This is a genomic window from Nocardia coubleae NBRC 108252 (assembly GCF_001612805.1).
Lineage (GTDB): Bacteria > Actinomycetota > Actinomycetes > Mycobacteriales > Mycobacteriaceae > Nocardia > Nocardia coubleae.
This window is the reverse complement of record NZ_BDBD01000001.1, coordinates 151136-170424: the sequence shown is the minus strand read 5'-3', so window position 1 is coordinate 170424 and position 19289 is coordinate 151136. Positions and strand designations below refer to the sequence as shown.

The following is a 19289-nucleotide window of genomic DNA, read 5'->3' as shown; positions in this document are numbered from 1 at the left end:
ATGAGTTCATTGGCCACCGACCGCGTCAGCTCATGCGTCACCGACGAGGACTCGAGCCAGCCGTTCGCTTTGTCGCCCGGTCAGACGGCGCTGTGGTACGCGCAACGGATCAGGCCCGACATCCCGCTCACGATCGCGCACTATGTGGAACTGCACGGCGATCTCGACCCGGGCAGGCTGCTCTACGCCATCGAGCGATTCGGTGCCGAATCCCAGGTGGGACACGTGCGCCTACTCGAGATCGACGGCGTACCCCATCAGCGGGTCGATCCGAGCTGGCGACCCGGCTGGGCCCGCCTCGACCTGCGCGGCGAGCCCGATCCACGCGCGGCCGCGCTACGGTGGATGAACGAGCACGCCAGCACGCCCATCGACATGGAGAACGAGCCGCTCACCATCAATGTGGTGCTGCGCATCGGTGAGCGCGACTGGTTCTGGTACGAGCGCGGTCACCACATCGTGATCGACGGATACGGGGCGATGAACGCGCTCGCGCGCACCGCCGAGATCTACACTGCGGTCGGCGAGCAGCGCGAACCCTCCGTATCGCGCGCCGCCGCCCTGGTCGACCTCTACGCCGACGAGTCGCGCTACCGCGAGTCCAGCCGTTTCCACGCCGACCGCGAGTACTGGATGCAGCAGCTCGCCGGTGTCGGCGAGCCGATGACACTGTCGTCGGTGACCGCGACCGGCGACACCCACGACCCCGGCCGGCACCGCGCGACCGCTGTGCTCGACACCGACCTCGACACCCTGCTCACCCAGGCGATCACCGCGCACAACTCGGCCAATTCCGCGCTCATCGTCGCCGCCCTCGCCGCCTACGTCCGCTCGGTCACCGGCAATCCCGACGTGGTGCTGAGCCTGCCCGTCTCGGCGCGCACCACCGTGGCGTTGCGCCGCTCGGCGGGTGTGGTGTCCAACGTCGTTCCGCTGCGCGTGCGTTTCGACGAGAACACCACCGTCGCCGACGTGGTCCGCCAGACCGAACTGCAGATCACCGGCGCCCTGCGACACCAGCGCTACCGCTCCGACGACATCCGCCGCGACTGCGGCTACTCGCGCGACGCCCGTGGGTTCTTCGGGCCGATGGTCAACATCATGCTGTTCCACGACGAGCTGAAATTCGGTGACATCACCGGTCAGCTGCACGTGCTGGCGACCGGCCCCGTCGAAGACCTCTCCATCAATATCTACAACGGCGACGGCGGCCGTATCCAGCTCGACTTCGAGGCCAACCCCCGCCTCTACGGCGAGGCCGAGAACTCGGCGCATCACGCCCGCTACCTGGACTTCCTCGCCCGGTTCCTGGCCGCCGCCCCCGACAGCCCGGCCAACGCGCTCAACGCCATCACCGCGACCGAACGCGAACGCGTGCTGCGGGAATGGAATGCCACCGAGATCCCGGTGCCCACCGGCACGCTCGTCTCGCTGTTCACCGATCAGGTGCGACGCAGCCCGCACGCCGTCGCGCTCGAGTACGGCGACCGCGCCATCGGCTACACCGAACTGTCCGAACGGGTGAACCAGCTGGCCCGCGAACTCATCGCGCGCGGTGCGGGCCCGGAGACCACCGTCGGATTGTGCCTGCACCGCAGCATCGAGATGGTGATCGGCATGTACGCCGTGCTCGCCACCGGCGCCGCATACCTGCCGATCGATCCGGAACATCCGGTCGACCGCATCGATGCTGTTGTGGCGCAGGCGAAACCGGTGTGTGTGCTGACCGCCGCCCGCGACGGTGTGCGGCTGCCTGCGGGTGCCGTGCGCGTCGATCTGGACACGCTCGACGTCACCGGGCACGACACCGCCCCCGTCACCGACGCCGACCGCCGTGCGCCGCTGCGGCCCGAACATCCCGCCTACGTCATCTTCACCTCGGGCTCCACCGGCAAGCCGAAGGGGGTGGCGGTCACGCACGCCGCCATCGTCAACCGGCTGCGGTGGATGCAGGCCGAATACCCGCTCGACCACAGCGACGCGGTGCTGCAGAAGACCCCGGCCACCTTCGACGTGTCGGTCTGGGAGTTCTTCTGGCCGTTGCAGGTCGGGGCGCGGCTGGTCGTCGCCGTACCCGGCGGGCACCGCGATCCGGCGTATCTGGCGCGGATCATCACCGAGAAGTCCGTCACCACAGCGCATTTCGTGCCGTCCATGTTGTCGTTGTTCGTCACCGATCCGCGCGTGCGCGGCGGTGCGAACCTGCGGCGGGTGTTCTGCAGCGGTGAGGCCCTGCCCGGCGCCACCGTCGCCCACTTCCATGCCGCACTGCGCGGGCCGGAACTGCACAACCTGTACGGGCCGACCGAGGCCGCGGTCGACGTCACCTACTGGCCGTGCCCGGTCGGGGCGACCACCGTGCCGATCGGGTCGCCGGTGTGGAACACCAAGACCTACGTGCTCGATCCGCAGCTGCGCCCGGTCCCGCCCGGCGTGGTCGGCGAGCTGTACCTCGCGGGCACCCAGCTGGCGCGCGGCTACCTCGGCAGGCCCGATCTGACGGCCGACCGGTTCGTCGCCAACCCGTTCACCCCCGGGCAACGCATGTACCGCACCGGCGACCTGGCCCGCTGGCAGCTCGACGGCGGCGTCTTGGAATACCTGGGGCGCACCGACTTCCAGGTCAAGATCCGTGGGCTGCGCATCGAACTCGGCGAGGTCGAGTCGGCGCTGCTCGCTCAGGACGGTATCGCCCGTGCCGTCTGCGTGGCACGCACCGGCCGCACCGGCGACGACGAACTCGTCGCCTACGTGGTCGCCGCGCCGGGCGCCGCGGCACCCGAGGTGGCGGCCTTGATGGCGGCGCTGCGCCGGGCGCTGCCCTCCTACATGGTGCCCTCGGCCTTGGTCGTGCTCGACGAACTGCCGCTGAGCGCCAACGGCAAGGTCGACCGCAAGGCACTGCCCGCCCCCGAGGTGGGTGTGCGGGTGACGACGGGCGCGGACGCACCGCAGACCGAGCTGGAATGCGCGCTCGCCGAGATCTTCACCGAGGTGCTCGCGCTCGACGGCACCGGAATCGGCGTGCAGGACAGTTTCTTCGACCTCGGTGGCAACTCGCTCGTCGCCGCGCGCGCCGTCGCCAGGATCAACACCACCCTCGACGCGAGCATCAGCATCCGGCACCTGTTCGAGTACTCGACCATCGCGTCGCTGGCCGAGTACATCAGCACCCACCGGCCCGAGTCCTCCACGCCCGAGCTGGTTCCCGCGACCCGGCCGGAACGGGTGCCGCTGTCGCTGGCCCAGCAGCGGCTCTGGATCCTCAACCGGTTCGCCGAACACGCCGCCGCCTACAACATGCCGCTGGCGCTGCGGCTGACCGGCCGGCTGGACCTCACCGCCCTGCGAGCCGGCCTGCGGGACGTGCTCGACCGCCACGAAAGCCTGCGCACCAGCTTCCCCGACGGCCCGGACGGGCCGTACCAGCTGATCCATCCCGCCGCCGCCGTGGCACCCGAACTCGTCGCGCGCGACGTGGACGGCCGGATCGACGACCTCGTCGCCGAGGTCGCCGGTCGCGGCTTCGACCTGCGTGACGAGACTCCGCTGCGGGTGGTGCTGTACCGCCTGGCTCCCGACGAGCATCTGCTGGTCGTGGTGCTGCACCACATCTGTGGCGACGGCTGGTCGGTCGCGCCGCTGGCCAGGGATCTGATGACCGCCGTCGCCGCCCGCGCCGAGGGCAATGCGCCGCGGTGGACGCCACTGCCCGTGCAGTACGCCGATTTCGCACTGTGGCAACGGGAACTGCTCGGTGACGAGACCGACCCGGAGGCACCGCTGGGGCGTCAGCTCGGGCACTGGCGCCGGGCCCTCGCCGGACTGCCCGATCAGCTCGACCTGCCGCTCGACCGTCCGCGCCCGCTGCGACGGACCACCGGCGGCGACACGGTCGCCTTCACCATCGATGCCGAAACACGCCGGGCAGCAGCCCAACTCGCCAGCGGCCGCGGGGTGAGCATGTTCATGGTGCTGCACGCCGCGCTGGCCACGGTGCTCGCGCGCGTGTGCGGCAGCACCGACATCACCATCGGCACCCCGATCGCGGGACGTTCCGACCCGGCGCTCGACGAGCTGGTCGGCATGTTCGTCAACACCCTCGTGCTGCGCACCGAGGTCGACCTCGGCGCCGGTTTCGACCGGGTCCTCGACCAGGTCCGCGAAACCGACCTCGACGCCTTCGCCAACCCCGACGTGCCCTTCGAACGGCTCGTCGAACTGGTGAACCCGGACCGGTCGACCAACCGGCATCCGCTGTTCCAGGTGATGCTGTCTTACGACCGCACCCCTGAGCTGCGCGTCGAACTGCCCGGTGTGGCCGCCGAACTCGTACCCGTGCAGACCGGTGTCGCCAAGTTCGATCTGCAGCTCGAGGTGCGCGACAACCACGATGACGGCCCGCTGCACGCCGAATTCGGTTATGCCACGGATGTTTTCGACCGCTCGACCATCGAGGGCGTCGCCCGCCGGTTCACCACCATGCTGCGGTCCGCGCTGGCCGCGCCGCAGGAACCGATCGGTGACCTGCCGCTGCTCGACCGTCGCGAGATCGCGCGGCTCGTGCCCGTGGTGGGCGCACCGGCCGAACCGGCCGACACCCTCGCGCGCCTGCTCGCCGATACCGCCCAGCGCCTGCCCGATTCGGTCGCGGTGCGTTATCTCGGGCTCGATACGACCTACCGGGAGCTCGACGAGCGCTCGAACAGGTTGGCGCGCAGCCTGATCGCCCACGGCGCGGGCCCGGAGTCGGTGGTGGCGGTGGCGTTGCCGCGTGGGCTGGAATCGATCATCGCCATCTGGGCGGTGGCCAAGACCGGTGCCGCGTACGTGCCGGTCGACCCGGCGTACCCCACCGAGCGCATCGCGCACATGATCGGCGACTCCGGTGCGGTGCTCGGGCTCACCCTGCCCGAACACCTCGCCGCGCTGCCGACCACCGTCGGCAAGCACCGCCGGGCGCCGGAATGGCTGGTGTTCGGGACCGCCGCCTTCGAGGCCGACTGCGCACACCGCTCGGCCGCGCCTGTGCGCGACATCGAGCGCACGCACCCGATGCGGCCGACCCAGCCCGCGTACCTGATCTACACCTCGGGCTCAACCGGCCTGCCCAAGGCGGTCGTCGTCACCCATGCGGGCATCTGCTCGCTGGCCAGCGAGCAGACCCAGCTGTTCCGGGTGACCGATGCCGCCCGTACCCTGCACTTCTCCTCACCGAGTTTCGACGCCTCGGTGCTGGAGCTGCTGCTCGGCTTCGCCGCGGGCGCGACCGTCGTCGTCGCCCCGGCCGACCTGTACGGCGGCGCCGAACTGGCGGGATTCCTTCGCTCGGAGCGGATCACGCACGCCTTCATCACCCCGGCCGCCCTGGCGACCGTGCCCGCCGGTGAGTTCCCCGAACTCAACACCGTCATCGTCGGCGGCGAGGCCTGCTCCGACGAACTGGTCGACAGCTGGGCCGGTCGCTACCGGATGCACAACATGTACGGCCCGTCGGAGGCGACCGTCGCGGTCACCGCGAGCGTCGCCATGGTGCCCGGCGAACCGGTGCCGCTCGGTGCGCCCGTGCGCGGGATGCGCTTGTTCCTCCTCGATGCCCGGCTGCACCCGGTGCCGCCGGGGACTCCGGGGGAGCTGTATGTGTCCGGTCCCGGTGTGGCGCGCGGGTACCTGGGCAAACTCGGGCTCACCGCACAGCGCTTCGTCGCGAACCCGCACGGCCGGGTGGGCGAAAGGATGTACCGCACGGGCGATCTCGTGGTCGCCGACGCCACCGGACGCCTGCGTTTCCTCGGCCGCGCCGACGACCAGATCAAGATCCGTGGCTTCCGGATCGAGCTGCGCGAGATCGACCATGTGCTGCGCGAACACCCGGGGGTGCGCTCGGCGACGACCGTGGTGCACGTGGACGAACACGGTCAGCAGCGGCTCGCGTCCTACGTCACCGCCGACGGGCCGATCGAACCGGCGGCCGTGCTCGACACCGCACGCGGCAGGCTGCCCGGTTACATGGTGCCCGCCGCGCTGGCGGTGCTCGACCGGATGCCGGTGACCCCGGCGGGCAAATTGGACCGAAAGGCCCTGCCCGCACCGGAATTCGCGGCGGCAGGCGGATCGCGCGCACCGCGTACCCATCTCGAGATGCGGGTGGCCGCGGTGTTCACCGAGATCCTCGGCAGGCCGGTGCCCGGCGCGGAGGACAGCTTCTTCGACATCGGCGGCAACTCGCTGCTGGCCACCCGGCTGGCCGCGGCGCTGCACGCCGACTTCGAGGTCGATCTGCCGGTACGCCAGATCTTCGAGGCGCCGACGGTCGCGGGCATCGCCGGTCTGATCGCGGAAGCGCCCCGGACGCAGCGGGTGGCGCTGGCGGTACACACCCCGCGCCCGGGACGCATACCACTGTCGCTGCCGCAGCAACGACTGTGGTTCCTCAACCGATTGTCACCCGAATCCAGCGCCTACAACATCGCTTTCGTCTTGCGAATCGGCGGCGATCTGGATATCGACGCCCTGCGCGGCGCGGTCACCGACCTGGTGCAGCGGCACGAGGTGCTGCGCACGGTCTTCCCCGAGGACCTCTCGGGCGCCCAGCAGGTGGTCTTGCCGACGGCCGGGTCGGTGCCTGCGATCGAGCCCGTCGACACCGATCCCGCACGGGCGGAGGAGGTGCTCGCCGAGTTCGCCAGGCAGGGCTTCGATCTGACCCACGAGACGCCGCTGCGAGTCTCGTTGCTGCGCACCGGCACTCAGGAGTACCTGCTCGGCGTGGTCGTGCACCACATCGCCGCCGACGGGTGGTCGCTCGGCCCGTTGACCAAGGATCTCGCGGTGTCGTACGTGGCGCGCGCCGGCGGCAGTGTCCCGGTGCGTGAACCGCTGCCGGTGCAGTACGCGGACTTCAGCCTGTGGCAGCGGGCCGTGCTCGGCGCCGAGGACGACCCGGACAGCATCGCCGCCACCCAGCTCGCGTTCTGGCGCGAGACGCTGGCCGAACTGCCCGACGAACTGCCGTTGCCGTTCGACCGGCCGCGTCCGGCGGAGCCGGTGGGCACGGCGGCCACCGTGGTGTGCCCGGTGTCGGCGCCGTTGCGTGCGGCGATGGAGGAGCTGGCGGCCGACACCGGCGTCAGCCTGTTCATGGTCGTCCGTTCGGCGCTCGCGGTGCTGCTGCGCGGGGTCACCGGTGGTCGCGACATCCCGATCGGCACCCCGGTCGCCGGGCGCACCGACATCCAGCTCGACGAGCTGGTCGGCATGTTCGTCAACACCCTCGTGCTGCGCTCCGACGTCGACCCCGGCACCAGCTTCACCGAACTGCTGCACGCCGACCGCGATTCGGAGCTGGCCGCGCTCGCGCACGCCGACCTGCCGTTCGAACGGGTCGTCGACGCGCTCGGCCGCGACAGCCGGGCCAACAACCGGCACCCGCTGTTCCAGGTGGCCCTGAGCATGCAGGACGACAGCGCACCGGAACTGGAACTGCCCGGTCTGCGGTTGCGCGCCGAGGAGCTCGACATCGCCCGCGCCAAGTTCGACCTGGAACTGCGGGTGGCCCCCGACGGCGACGGGCAGCGTTTCGAATTCGTCTACTCCACCGAGCTTTTCGACCGGGAGACGATCGAGACGCTGGCCAACCGGTTCGCCGCGATCCTCACCCAGGTGACCGCCGACCCGCGCAGGCTGGTGTGCGATATCGACCAGCTCACCGTCGCCGAACATCGCGCGCTCGTCCCGGCGCAGGGCCCGGCGCCGGTCACCCCGGTGGTGCTGTCCGACATCATCGACCGGGCCGCCGACTGGTATCCGAGCAGGCCCGCGCTGCGGTGGTTCGCCGGCGGCAGCGTGGCGGGCGAGGTCGGTGAACTCGACTACGACGAGGTGGCTCGCCGTGCCCACCGGCTCGGTCGCGCACTCATCGCACGGGGGATCGGCACCGGCGATCGAGTCGCCGTCGGCCTCACCCGGTCGCTGGACTGCGCGCTCGCCATCTTCGGTGTCGCCGCGAGCGGTGCCGCGTTCGTGCCCGTCGACCCGCGCTACCCGGCCGACCGGGTGCGGCACATGCTCACCGACTCCGGTGCGCGCGCCGTGCTCACCACCAGCGCCGACGCCCCCGCCCTGCGCGAGGCCGCCGGACCGCTCGACACCCGGTGGCTGCTGGTCGACGACCCCGACCTGCACACCGAACTGGCCGGATACGACGACGCCCCGATCCGCGACGCCGAACGCATCCGCCCCATCCACACCGCCGACCTGGCGTACCAGATCTACACCTCCGGCTCCACCGGTCTGCCCAAGGGCGTCACCGTCACCCACGGTGGTCTGGTCAGCCTCGCGCTCGACCTGCGCGAGCGGATGGGCCTCGACCGGTTCGCCAGGACGTTCTTCTTCTCCACCCCCAGCTTCGACGTGTCCGTGCTCGACATGCTGCTCGCGGTGTACTCCGGCGCGGAGATGGTGATCGGCCCGATCGACGTCTACGGCGGCGACGAACTCGGCGCCCTGCTGGAACGGGAGGAGATCACCCACACCTTCCTCACCCCCGCCGTACTCGCCTCGATCGACGCGAGCCGCTGGCCGCTGCCGCGCCTGCGCGGGCTGATGGCCGGTGGCGAGGCCGTGCCGCCGGACCTGGTGGAGAACTGGGCGCCCGGGCGCCGATTCGTCAACGCCTACGGGCCGACGGAGTTCACCGTCATCGCGGCCATGTCGGAGCTGCGGGTCGGTGTGCCGGTGACCATCGGTACACCGGTGCGCGGATCGCGGGCCCTGGTGCTCGACGAACGGTTGAAACCGGTCGTGACCGGGGTTCCCGGTGAGCTCTACATCGGTGGTGCGGGTATCGCCCAGGGCTACCACCAGCGGTTCGGGCTCACCGCGTCGCGCTTCGTCGCCGATCCGTGCGGGCCCGCGGGCAGCCGGATGTACCGCACCGGCGACGTGGTGCGCTGGACCGCCACCGGCGAACTGGACTACCTCGGCCGCAGCGACCACCAGGTGAAGGTACGCGGTTTCCGCATCGAGCTCGGTGAGATCAGCGCCGTGCTCGGCAGCCACCCCGATGTCCGTTTCGCCCATACCGAGGTGCGCACCATCGCGGGTGACGACCGGATCGTCGCCTGGGTGCAGCTGGGTGAAGGCGCGGTCCCGGCCGATCTGGCCGACGTGCGCAATCACGCCGTCAAACACCTGGCCGGACATATGGTTCCGGCCTCGCTGAACCTGATCGACGCCGTGCCGCTCACCCCCGTCGGCAAGCTCGACCGGACGGCGCTGCCCGAACCGGAGTTCACCGTCGCGGCGGGTCGCGCCCCGCGCACCGAGTCCGAACGCCTGGTGGCCAGGGTGTTCGCCGAGCTGCTCGGTGTCGAGGACGTGTCGGCCACCGACAGCTTCTTCGACATCGGCGGCAACTCGCTGCTGGCCACCCAGCTGGTCGCCCGGCTGGCGGCCGCGAGCAATGTGCGACTCGAGGTGCGTACCGTGTTCGCCGCACCGACCGTCGCCGAGCTCGCGGCGCTGGTGGAGACCGGGCCGTCCGGCGACGAAGGCCGCCCGGACCTGGTGAAACAGGATCGCCCGGAACGGATCCCGCTCTCGGCGGCCCAGCGCAGGCTGTGGTTCCTCAACCGGTTCAACGCCGGTGCGCAGGACCAGTCCGCCGGTGCGTACAACATCCCGGTGGTGCTGCGGTTGCACGGTCCGATCGACCTCGACGCACTCATCGCCGCCCTGCACACGGTGCAACGCAGGCACGAGACGCTGCGCACGGTGTTCCCGGAAACGGCGGGCGAGCCCGAGCAGCTGGTGCTCGACCCGCAGCTCGCGGCGGTCACCCTCTTCCATGCGAGTGCGACACCGCAGGAGGTCGACACCGCCGTCGCGCGTTTCGCCGCGCCGGGCTTCGACCTGTCGGTCTCGGTGCCGTTGCGGGCCGCGCTCATCACCGTCGACCGCACCGGGCTGCCGGTGCCCGCCCAGGCGAAACTGGCCGTCGCCGGGTCTCAGGAGCACGTGCTCGTGCTGGTGGTGCACCACATCGCCATGGACGGGTGGTCGCTGGAACCGCTCGCCGCCGAGGTGGCCGCCGCGTACCGTGGCATCCGCACCGGCGAACCGTTCGGCGAACAGATCCCCGAGATCCAGTACGCCGACTACACGCTGTGGCAGCAGCAGCTCCTCGGCACCGAGGACGACGAGAACTCGCTGATCCGCAAGCAGCTCGACCATTGGCGCGACACCCTCGACGGGCTGCCCGAACTGCTCACCGTGCCCGCCGATCGGCCGCGCCCGCCGGTGCCCTCCTACCGGGGCGGCACCGTGGACTGCACGGTCGACGCCGCCACCCACCGGGCGCTGCGCGGGATCGCCGCCGCCAACAACGTCAGCATGTTCATGGTGCTGCACGCCGCGCTCGCGGTGCTGCTGCACCGGGTGACGGGCACCGACGACATCGTCGTCGGCACCGCGAGCGCGGGACGTGGTCATCCGGCACTCGACGCGCTGATCGGCATGTTCGTCAACACCCTTGTGCTGCGCACCGAGGTGTCCGACGACCGCGCCTTCGTCGACCTGCTGCGCACCGTGCGCGACCGCGACCTCGACGCCTTCGCCCATGCGGATCTGCCGTTCGAGCGGCTGGTCGAGGTGCTCAATCCCGCACGCTCGCAGGCGCATCACCCGCTGTTCCAGGTGATGCTCTCGGTGCGCAACAACCCGGTGCGGATGCTGGAACTGCCCGGCCTGCGGATCGAGGCGGTCGACGCCGACGCGGGCATCGCCAAGTTCGATCTGCAGTTCACCTTCACCGAGACCCAGACCGGTGATCGCGTCGGTGACGGCATCACCCTGTCGGTGAACTACGCCGCCGACCTGTTCGAGGAGGTCACCGCGCGCCGCCTCGGCGACCGCCTGGTGCGGCTGCTCACCGCTGTCGCCGCCGACCCGAACACCGCCGTCGGCGACCTGGCCCTGCTCGACGCGGTCGAGTGGACCGCGCTGGCACCCGTCCACGGCGCCCGGCCCGACACCCCGGTCACCCTGGCCGAGGTGTTCGACGCCGCGGCGGCGCGGGCCCGCGACGGGGTGGCGCTCAGCGCGGGCGACACCGTGGTCACCTACGACGCCCTCGACCGCTGGACCAACCGGCTCGCCCGGCTGCTCATCGGCCAGGGCATCGGCCCGGAAAGCCTTGTCGCGCTAGGTATTCCGCGTTCGGTGGAGTCGGTGGCGACCATGCTGGCCGTCGCCAAGGCCGGTGCCGCGTTCGTCCCGGTGGACCCGAACTACCCGCCGCAGCGGATCAGTCACATGCTCACCGACTCCGGTGCCGCGATCGGGCTGACGTTGCTCGCGCACCGCGACCAGCTGCCCGGTGACTGCCGGTGGTTGGTGCTCGACGACCCGCACACCCGCGCCACCGTGCTCGGCACCGACGACGCGCCGATCACCGACGCCGACCGGGTCCGGCCGCTGCGCCTGGCCAACCCGGCCTACGTGGTGTACACCTCCGGGTCGACCGGCACCCCGAAGGGTGTGGTGGTCACCCACGGCGGCATCTCGAACTTCGCCGCCGAATGCGCCGACCGCTACGACGTGCGACCGGGCAGCCGGGTGCTGCACTTCGCCACCCCGAGCTTCGACGGGTCGATGCTCGATATCCTGTTCGCGCTCGGTGGGGCGGGCACCCTCGTCATCACGCCCGCGGGCATCGTCGGCGGCGAGGACCTGCGTCAGCTGTTCATCCGGGAGCGGATCACGCACGCCTTCATCACCACCGCCGCGCTCGGCACCGTCGATCCGACGGGTGTGCATTCGCTCGCGCACATCCTCACCGGTGGTGAGGCGCTGCCACCGGACCTGCTCGCTCGCTGGGCGCCGGGGCGCAACTTCTACAACGTCTACGGGCCGACCGAGACGACCATCGTCACCCTGATGCCGCAACCGATGAGCCCGCAGGGCCCGATCACCATCGGCGGTCCCATCCGCGGTGTCTCGGCCACGGTGCTCGACCGGCGGTTGCATCCCACCCCGATCGGCGTCACGGGCGAGCTGCAGCTGGCCGGTGCTGCGCTGGCCCGCGGCTACCACAATCGGCCGGGGCTCACCGCGCAGCGTTTCGTCGCCAATCCCTATGGTGCGCCCGGCGAACGCATGTACCGCACCGGCGACCTGGTGCGCTGGCGCGACGGCAGGAAGTCGGCGCTCGACGTGGAGTACGTCGGCCGCACCGACCACCAGGTGAAGGTGCGTGGGTTCCGGATCGAACTCGGCGAGATCGATGTGGCCTTCGCCCGGCACCCCGACGTGGAGCTGGCGCTCACCGTCGGGCACACCACTCAGGCCGGGGTCACCGCGCTGGTGTCGTATGTGAAGGCCCGCGCGGGTGCGTCGCCGACGGTGCCCGAACTGCTCGAGCACATCGGTGCGCACGTGCCCAATTACATGGTGCCGCAGGCGATCATGCTGCTCGACGAGGTGCCGCTCAGCCCGGTCGGCAAGCTCGACCGTGCCCGGCTGCCCGAACCGGTGTTCACCGCCTCGGGCGGGTACCGCGCACCGGTGACTGCTGCCGAGGTGGCGCTGTGTGCCGCCTTCGCCGAGGTGCTCGGGGTCGAACGGGTCGGCGCCGACGACGGGTTCTTCGAACTGGGTGGCAACTCGCTGCTGGCCACCAAAGTCGTTGCGGCACTGCGGGAGCAGGGCTACGAGATGCCGGTGCAGATGATGTTCGGCGATGCCACGCCGGCCGCCATCGCCGCCCGGCTCGACGGCGCCGACCCGGCGGACGTGATGGCCGCCGCCCTGGAACCGGTGCTGCCGATCCGCCCGTCGACCGGTCCGCACGACACCCCGCTGTTCTGTGTGCACCCGGCCATCGGCCTGGCCTGGTGCTACTCGGGGCTGCTCGCACACCTGGCTCCCGATCGTCCCGTGTACGGCCTGCAGGCCCCGCACGTGTCCGGTCAGGACAGCTTCACCTCCATCCCGGAGGCCGCGGGTCACTACGTGGCCAATATCCGGGCGATTCAGCCGCACGGGCCGTATCACCTGCTCGGCTGGTCGCTCGGTGGGCTCATCGCCCAGGAGATCGCGGTGCAGCTGCAGGAACTCGGCGAGGACGTGGCGCTGCTGGCGATGATGGACAGCTACCAGCTCGGCGACCGCTGGCTCGACACCGCGATGCCGAGCGTCGCCGACATCCTCGGCGAGTTCGGTGCCGACCTCGTCGACGGCGCACCACTGCCCGCCGACCTCGACCTGCACGAAGCGGCGGATCTGCTGCGCGCACAGCCGGGGCCGTTCGCGGCGCTGTCGGTGGACAACCTGCAACGCCTCTACACCGGGTACGCCGACGGGACGGTGATGGCCAACGCGTTCCGGCCGCGCACCTTCGACGGCGACCTGCTGTTCTTCACCGCGGCGGCGGACGAGATCAACGCCGCCGATCCCGCCAGGCGGGCCGGTTCCTGGCAACAGTTCGTCACCGGCACCATCCACAACCACGACCTGCCCTGCAGGCACGCGGCGATGACCACACCGGAGGTGCTGGCGGCGATCGGCCCCGTGCTGCACCGCCATCTCGACGGGGTGCCCGGGATCACCGTGTGCGGCGGCGCCGAGAAGGAGATGCGTCCGTGAGTCTGGCGGTAGAAGTGCGCGGCCTCGCCAAGAGTTTCGGCAAGGTGCGCGTACTGAAGGAGATCGACCTCGAGATACCGGCGGGCACGGTGCTCGGCCTGCTCGGGCCCAACGGCGCGGGCAAGACGACCACCGTGCGGATCGTCACCACGCTGCTTCGCCCCGACGCGGGCACGGTGCGCGTGGCCGGGGTCGACGTGCTGGCCGATCCGGCCGCGGCCCGCACCCGCCTCGGGTTGTCCGGCCAGTACGCGGCGGTCGACGCGAACCTGACCGGATACGAGAACCTGCGCATGGTGGCGCGCCTGTACGGCATGTCGAAGAAGCAGGCCACCGAACGTGCCGACGAATTACTCACCGCGCTCGGTCTCGACCACGCGGCGAGCCGACGCGCGGGCACCTACTCCGGTGGTATGGCCCGCCGCCTCGACCTGGCCGGTTCTCTCGTCGCACGGCCGCCGGTGGTCGTGCTCGACGAACCGACCACCGGCCTCGATCCCCGGGGGCGCCTGGACATGTGGAAGGTGATCGGCGACCTCGTCGACGACGGCACCACGGTGCTGCTCACCACCCAGTACCTGGAGGAAGCCGACCTGCTCGCCGACCGGATCACCGTGATCGACAAGGGCACCGTCATCGCCCGTGGCTCCGCCGACGAACTCAAGACCTCCATCGGCGGCGACCGGCTCACGGTCACCCTGGCCGCCGGGCAGAGTCCCGACCTCGCGGTCTCGGTGCTCGATCAGGTGGGTGTCGGCACGCCGATCCACGAGCCGGGCAGCGACGAAGTATCGGTGGTGGTCGGCAACGGCTCCCGCACGATGGTCGAGGCCCTGCGCCGGCTCGACGACGCGGGGGTGTGCGTGCTCGACGCCGTCGTGGTCCGCCCGACCCTCGACGACGTGTTCCTCTCGCTCACCGGAACCCCGGCCGAACCGGCCACCGAACCCGAAACCGACGACGTGCCAGAGGAGATCCTGTCGTGAGCGTGGCCCCCGACGTCGAGGTGGACAACGACACCCGCGAAATGCCCATCACCCCTGGCAGCTCGCGGCCCGCTGCCGCCGACCAGACCCCGCCGCGTGCCCGGTTCCTGCGCGACAGCGCGATCGTGGCCTACCGCAACCTGCTCACCATCCTGCGGGTGCCGACGCTGCTGGTGACCGCGACCATCCAGCCGCTGATGTTCGTGTTCCTCTTCGCCTACATCTTCGGCGCGTCCCTCGGCGGTGACCAGTACCGCGAGTTCCTGCTCGCGGGCATCTTCACCCAGACCGTGGCGTTCAATGCCGCGTTCACCACTGTCGGGCTGGCCGGTGACCTGCAGAAGGGGATCATCGACCGGATGCGAACGCTGCCGATGTCGCGACTCGCGGTGCTGATGGGCCGCACACTGTCCGACCTGGTGGTCAATGTCGCGAGCCTCGGGGTGATGGTGATCTGCGGGTACATCGTCGGCTGGCGGATCAACGGCAGCATCGCCGACGCCGCGCTGGCCTTCGCCATCATCCTGCTGTTCGCCTTCGCCATGTCCTGGGTGGGCGCGCTGACCGGGCTGATCTCGCCGACCGTCGAGGTGGCGCAGAGCGCGGGCCTGATCTGGATGTTCCCGCTGTCGTTCATCTCCTCGGCGTTCATCTCCGCCGAGACCCTGCCCGGTCCGCTGCGCACCATCGCGGAATGGAATCCGATCACCGCCGTCTCGGCCGCCGGACGCAAACTGTTCGACAATTCCGCGCCGCCGTCGTTCGCCCCGGCCACCGGCTGGGCAGCCGACAACTGCATCCTCTACGCGGTGATCTGCTCGCTGGTCATCCTGGCCGTCGCCATGCCCGCTGCGTTGCTGCAGTACCGAAAAGTGGCCAGTCACTGACGAGATGAAACGGCGAAGGCCGCCTTCCCGAGGGGAGGCGGCCTTCGCCGTTGTCGCCTGTGCTAGCCGCGGCGGCGGGACTTGAGCAGGTCGAGGCGCTCCTTGAGCAGCTCCTCGAGCTCCTCCTTGCTGCGACGCTCCAGCAGCATGTCCCAGTGGGTGCGCGGCGGCTTCACCTTCTTGGTTTCGACCGAGGTGCCCTCCATGAGCTGCCCCTCCTGGCCGTTACGGCACAACCAGGTGGGCGGGATCTCCGCGTCGTCGGCGAACGGGACGTCGAATTCCTCACCGTTGTCGGTGCGGTAGCGGGCGATCCGGCGCGGGGCCAGGTCATGGTCGCGATCGGTCTCGTAGCTCACCGCTCCGAGCCGACTGCCCCGGAGTACGCGATCTGCCATGTGTGCTCCTGTGTCTTTGGCGGCTGGCGCCGCGTGGTTGTCGGCCTGTTCCCCGCACCCTCTGGTCAGTCCAGATCGAGGCGGCCGACAACCGGTACGTGGTACTACCGTTCAACGCGCGGGAAGACTGAACTGTTCCATTGTAGTCGCTACGGCCCGGGTGGCCGTCGGACCCACTGGATGAGTGCCCGCTCAGCGAGACCTGAACCGCCGGATCGGTCGTCGGGCCGCTAGGGTTTCGCAGCATGTCGCGCAGTCGCCTGCTGTCCTGCTCGTGGTGCGGGCGGGAGATCGTCGATTCCGAATCGGGTCGGCGTCGCCGCTATTGCCGTCAGTCGTGTCGGCAACGTGCCTACGAACACCGCACGAGTCTCAAGGGGACGGGGATTCCCGAGGACGCGGTGGTGCTCACCGCCCAGGAGGCCGCCGATCTGGCCGACCGGTGGTTCGCGGCGCGGTGCGCGGCCGAGGACGTGGCGACGGCCGTGGCCGAGGGCGCGGATCAGGCCGAGCTGGCGCAGTTGAGTGCGACGCTCGTGCAGCTGACCAAGGAAGCCGAACGCCTGCGCTGACAGTGGCTAGGCCGGGTCGGCCGGTGTCTCGCGGGAGCGCAGGTAGATCGCCGTGACACCAGCGGCGACGAACCCGATCAGCCCGAGCGTCGCGCCGACCGTGGCCAGATCCGGACCGGTCAGCGGCTGACCGCGCAGTGCCTGCCAGAACACGAGAGTGAGCAGTCCGGCGTAACCCATGGCGGCGACGCCGATCAGTGCGGCACGAGTGCGCTCGGTGCGCAGCCACCGATAGCGGGCGGCGAGCGCGGTCAGCGCGACAGCCAGGACCAGCAGCACCTGGATGCCGTGCAGTCCGACGAAATGCGGGATCCGCAGATCGCCACCGGTGGTACTCCAGTGGGTGATCGGCATCGCGCCGAGCCCGTCCCGGGCGGCGTCGGCGGGGGAGCCCGGCACAACCGTGTGCCCCGCCATCAACCCGATCACGGTGCCGTCGGCCTGCCGTACCAGCTGCGCGCCGGTGAAGCCCATCAGATACCCGAGCATCATGCCTGCCACCGCCAGCCACAACCCGGCCTTCAAAGCGATCGCGGTCGGACGATCGGTGAGCTTCTGCCACGAGATGATCACCACCAGAACGAGATTCGCCAGAAACAGGCCGGGTACACCGGAGGCGAAGACCTGCTGGCCGATCTGATTGACCGGGTCGGCGGCGGTATTGAAATGGCTGAAGGTCCCGCGCGCCGCCTGTACGGCGATGAACCCGACGTCGAGCACCCCGGTGACCGCGAAGACGGTGCCGAGCCACCAGGTGGCCCGCCGCCCCCGATGCGGCAACCGCAGTATCCAGGCCAGCGTCAGGCCGTAGACGGCGAACGCGAAACCGAACTTCGCCGGTTTGAGCCACACCGATTCACCGAGCAGCAACCGGTCGTCGACGACCATGCCGATCATCGACACCACGACCAGCGCGGACATCAGGGCGGAATTGACCAACAGCGGGCCGTGCCAGGGTGCCTGCTCGCTCCTCGACCCGGTCTGGAACCGGAAGCGGGAAAGGGTCTGGGTGAGGTCGATCGTCGCCATGTCCCGACGGTAGAAATGCCGTGCGCCCCAGCGCCTCCCGCTGCGGAACGGTCCGGGTACCCCTACCGCCGTACTATGCCGACCTCACCCCTGGCTCACCCGTGGGACCACCCCTAGAACTCGGTGCGTGCCTCACCCCTGAGCGAGCCTTCGGCGCGGTGACCATTCCAGGGCGCGCGGTTGCCGGAGTGTCAGCTGTCGCCGGAGGCATCGTCCAGCGAAATGTGTTGGGCGACAAGGGATAGCACAGTCGCCAACGGAATCCCCGCCGAATTCGTTTCCGGGGCGGCCGGCAGGAGCTCGGCGAGCAACGGCGCCCACTCGTGGCGTCGTGCGGGAAAGCAGCGATCGAGCAGATCGCGCATGATGTCGGGGGCGATGGAGGCGCCGGGGGAGGCACCGAGCAGTCCGGCGATGGTGCCGTCGGCCCCGGTGACGAGTTCGGTACCGAACTGGAGTTCCCCGCCGAAGCGCCCGTCGGGTTTCACCAGCTGCGCGCGCTGACCGGCCTGGATCAGCTCCCAGTCGGCGGCGTCGGCGGTGGGATAGAACCGCTGCAGCTCGGCGAACTTGTCCCGACGCGAAGCCAGGAGCTGGCCGAGCAGATAGCGCCCGAGGTGCAGATTTCGCAAGCACGCGGACAACAGTGGCACCACGTTGTGCGGGCGCACCGTGGTGAACAGGTCGGTGAGCGACCCGTGGCGCAGCAGCCGGGTGCTGAAAGTGGCGTACGGGCCGAACATCAACGCGGCCGACCCGTCGACCTCCCGCCGATCCAGATGCGGCACCGACATCGGCGGTGCACCCAGCGAGGCCTGGCTGTACACCTTCGCGGCATGCTCGGCCACCACTTCGGGCTCGCGGGTCCGCAGGAACTGTGCGCCCATCGGCAGCACCGCGTACCCGCGCACCTCGGGCAGCCGGGCCCGCTGCAGCAGCCGCAGCGCGTAACCGCCCGCGCCGACGAACACGAACCGGGTGCGAACCAGGAACGTCCGCCCGGAATCCAGATCGCGCCCGCGCACGGTCCACAGCCCGTCGGCGCCGCGCCGCAGGCCGGTGATCTCGCGATGCAGCCGCACCGGATTACCCGCCTCGGTCATCGTCGCCAGCAACGCCCTGGTGAGGGCGCCGAAGTCGATATCGGTGCCGCCGGTGTGCCGGGTCGCCGCCATCGGTTGGTCGTCGGCCCGTCCACGCACCAGCAGCGGCGCCCACGCGCCGATCACCGCGCGATCCTCGGTGTACTCCATCTCGGCGAAGGCCGGCAGCTCGCGCAGGGTGGCCCAGCGGCGCCGCAGGTAAGCGATATCGCGTTCGCCGAAGACCACCGTCACGTGCGGTGTCGGGGTCAGGAAGGCCCCGAGGGGACTGCGCTCGGCCGACGGATGGGCAGCGTCCGGGTCGGGGAACGCGCCGCGTGCGGCCAGCGCCGACCAGAACCGCCGGGACAGGGCGAACTGCTCGGCGATCCGCGCGGCCTTGCTCGCGTCGTCCGGGTCGGGCATGTAGTTGAGCTCGCACAGCCCCGAGTGCCCGGTGCCCGCGTTGTTCCACGCACCGGAACTCTCGCCCGCCGGTTCCCCGAGTCGCTCGAACAGCGCGATCGACCAGTCCGGAGCGAGGGTGCTCAGCAGCGCGCCGAGGGTGGCCGACATGATGCCGCCACCGATCAGCACCGCGTCGAGAATGTCGTCCCCGCAACCGGATTCGTGTGTCCTGGCATCCATGTCGAACCTCCCGATAGCCGTGTACCGCCATCGTCGGGCCGCC

At 70.3% G+C, this 19289-nt stretch carries 7 protein-coding genes; 4 read left to right on the top strand and 3 right to left on the bottom strand.

What is annotated here, in order from left to right:
• From NCO8_RS00800 to NCO8_RS00790, 3 genes are read left to right on the top strand one after another with little or no spacing between them, the layout of a single operon-like run.
• A complete protein-coding gene (locus NCO8_RS00800; RefSeq protein ID WP_167353229.1) occupies nucleotides 1-13644 on the top strand; it encodes a non-ribosomal peptide synthetase in 13644 nt (4547 codons plus the stop codon).
• Nucleotides 13641-14630, top strand: coding sequence for an ATP-binding cassette domain-containing protein (locus tag NCO8_RS00795; protein ID WP_067492211.1), 990 nt, complete (start codon nucleotides 13641-13643; stop codon nucleotides 14628-14630). Before NCO8_RS00800 ends, NCO8_RS00795 begins: the two co-directional genes overlap by 4 nt.
• 41 nt (nucleotides 14631-14671) lie before the next feature.
• Nucleotides 14672-15517 (top strand): ABC transporter permease, encoded by an 846-nt coding sequence (locus NCO8_RS00790; RefSeq protein WP_247606747.1) that lies wholly within the window; start codon nucleotides 14672-14674, stop codon nucleotides 15515-15517.
• A 62-nt stretch (nucleotides 15518-15579) separates the two neighbouring features.
• On the opposite strand, the gene NCO8_RS00785 is transcribed toward NCO8_RS00790, so the two are convergent.
• The gene (locus NCO8_RS00785) at nucleotides 15580-15915 is read right to left on the bottom strand and encodes an RNA polymerase-binding protein RbpA (protein WP_067492212.1); all 336 of its coding nucleotides are present in this window, start codon (nucleotides 15913-15915) and stop codon (nucleotides 15580-15582) included.
• Between the two features lie 245 nt (nucleotides 15916-16160).
• Between NCO8_RS00785 and NCO8_RS00780 the strand changes: the two genes are divergently transcribed.
• Entirely contained in the window at nucleotides 16161-16487 is a 327-nt protein-coding gene (locus NCO8_RS00780; RefSeq protein ID WP_067492213.1) for a hypothetical protein, read from the top strand.
• Between the two features lie 6 nt (nucleotides 16488-16493).
• Here the strand turns inward: NCO8_RS00780 and NCO8_RS00775 are convergent, their stop codons facing one another.
• Both NCO8_RS00775 and mqo read right to left on the bottom strand, forming a co-directional pair.
• Complete coding sequence (locus NCO8_RS00775) at nucleotides 16494-17516, bottom strand: hypothetical protein (protein WP_067635500.1); 1023 nt, start codon at nucleotides 17514-17516, stop codon at nucleotides 16494-16496.
• A gap of 191 nt (nucleotides 17517-17707) precedes the next feature.
• Entirely contained in the window at nucleotides 17708-19246 is a 1539-nt protein-coding gene (mqo, locus tag NCO8_RS00770) for a malate dehydrogenase (quinone) (RefSeq protein ID WP_067635498.1), read from the bottom strand.
• Nucleotides 19247-19289: the final 43 nt, after the last annotated feature.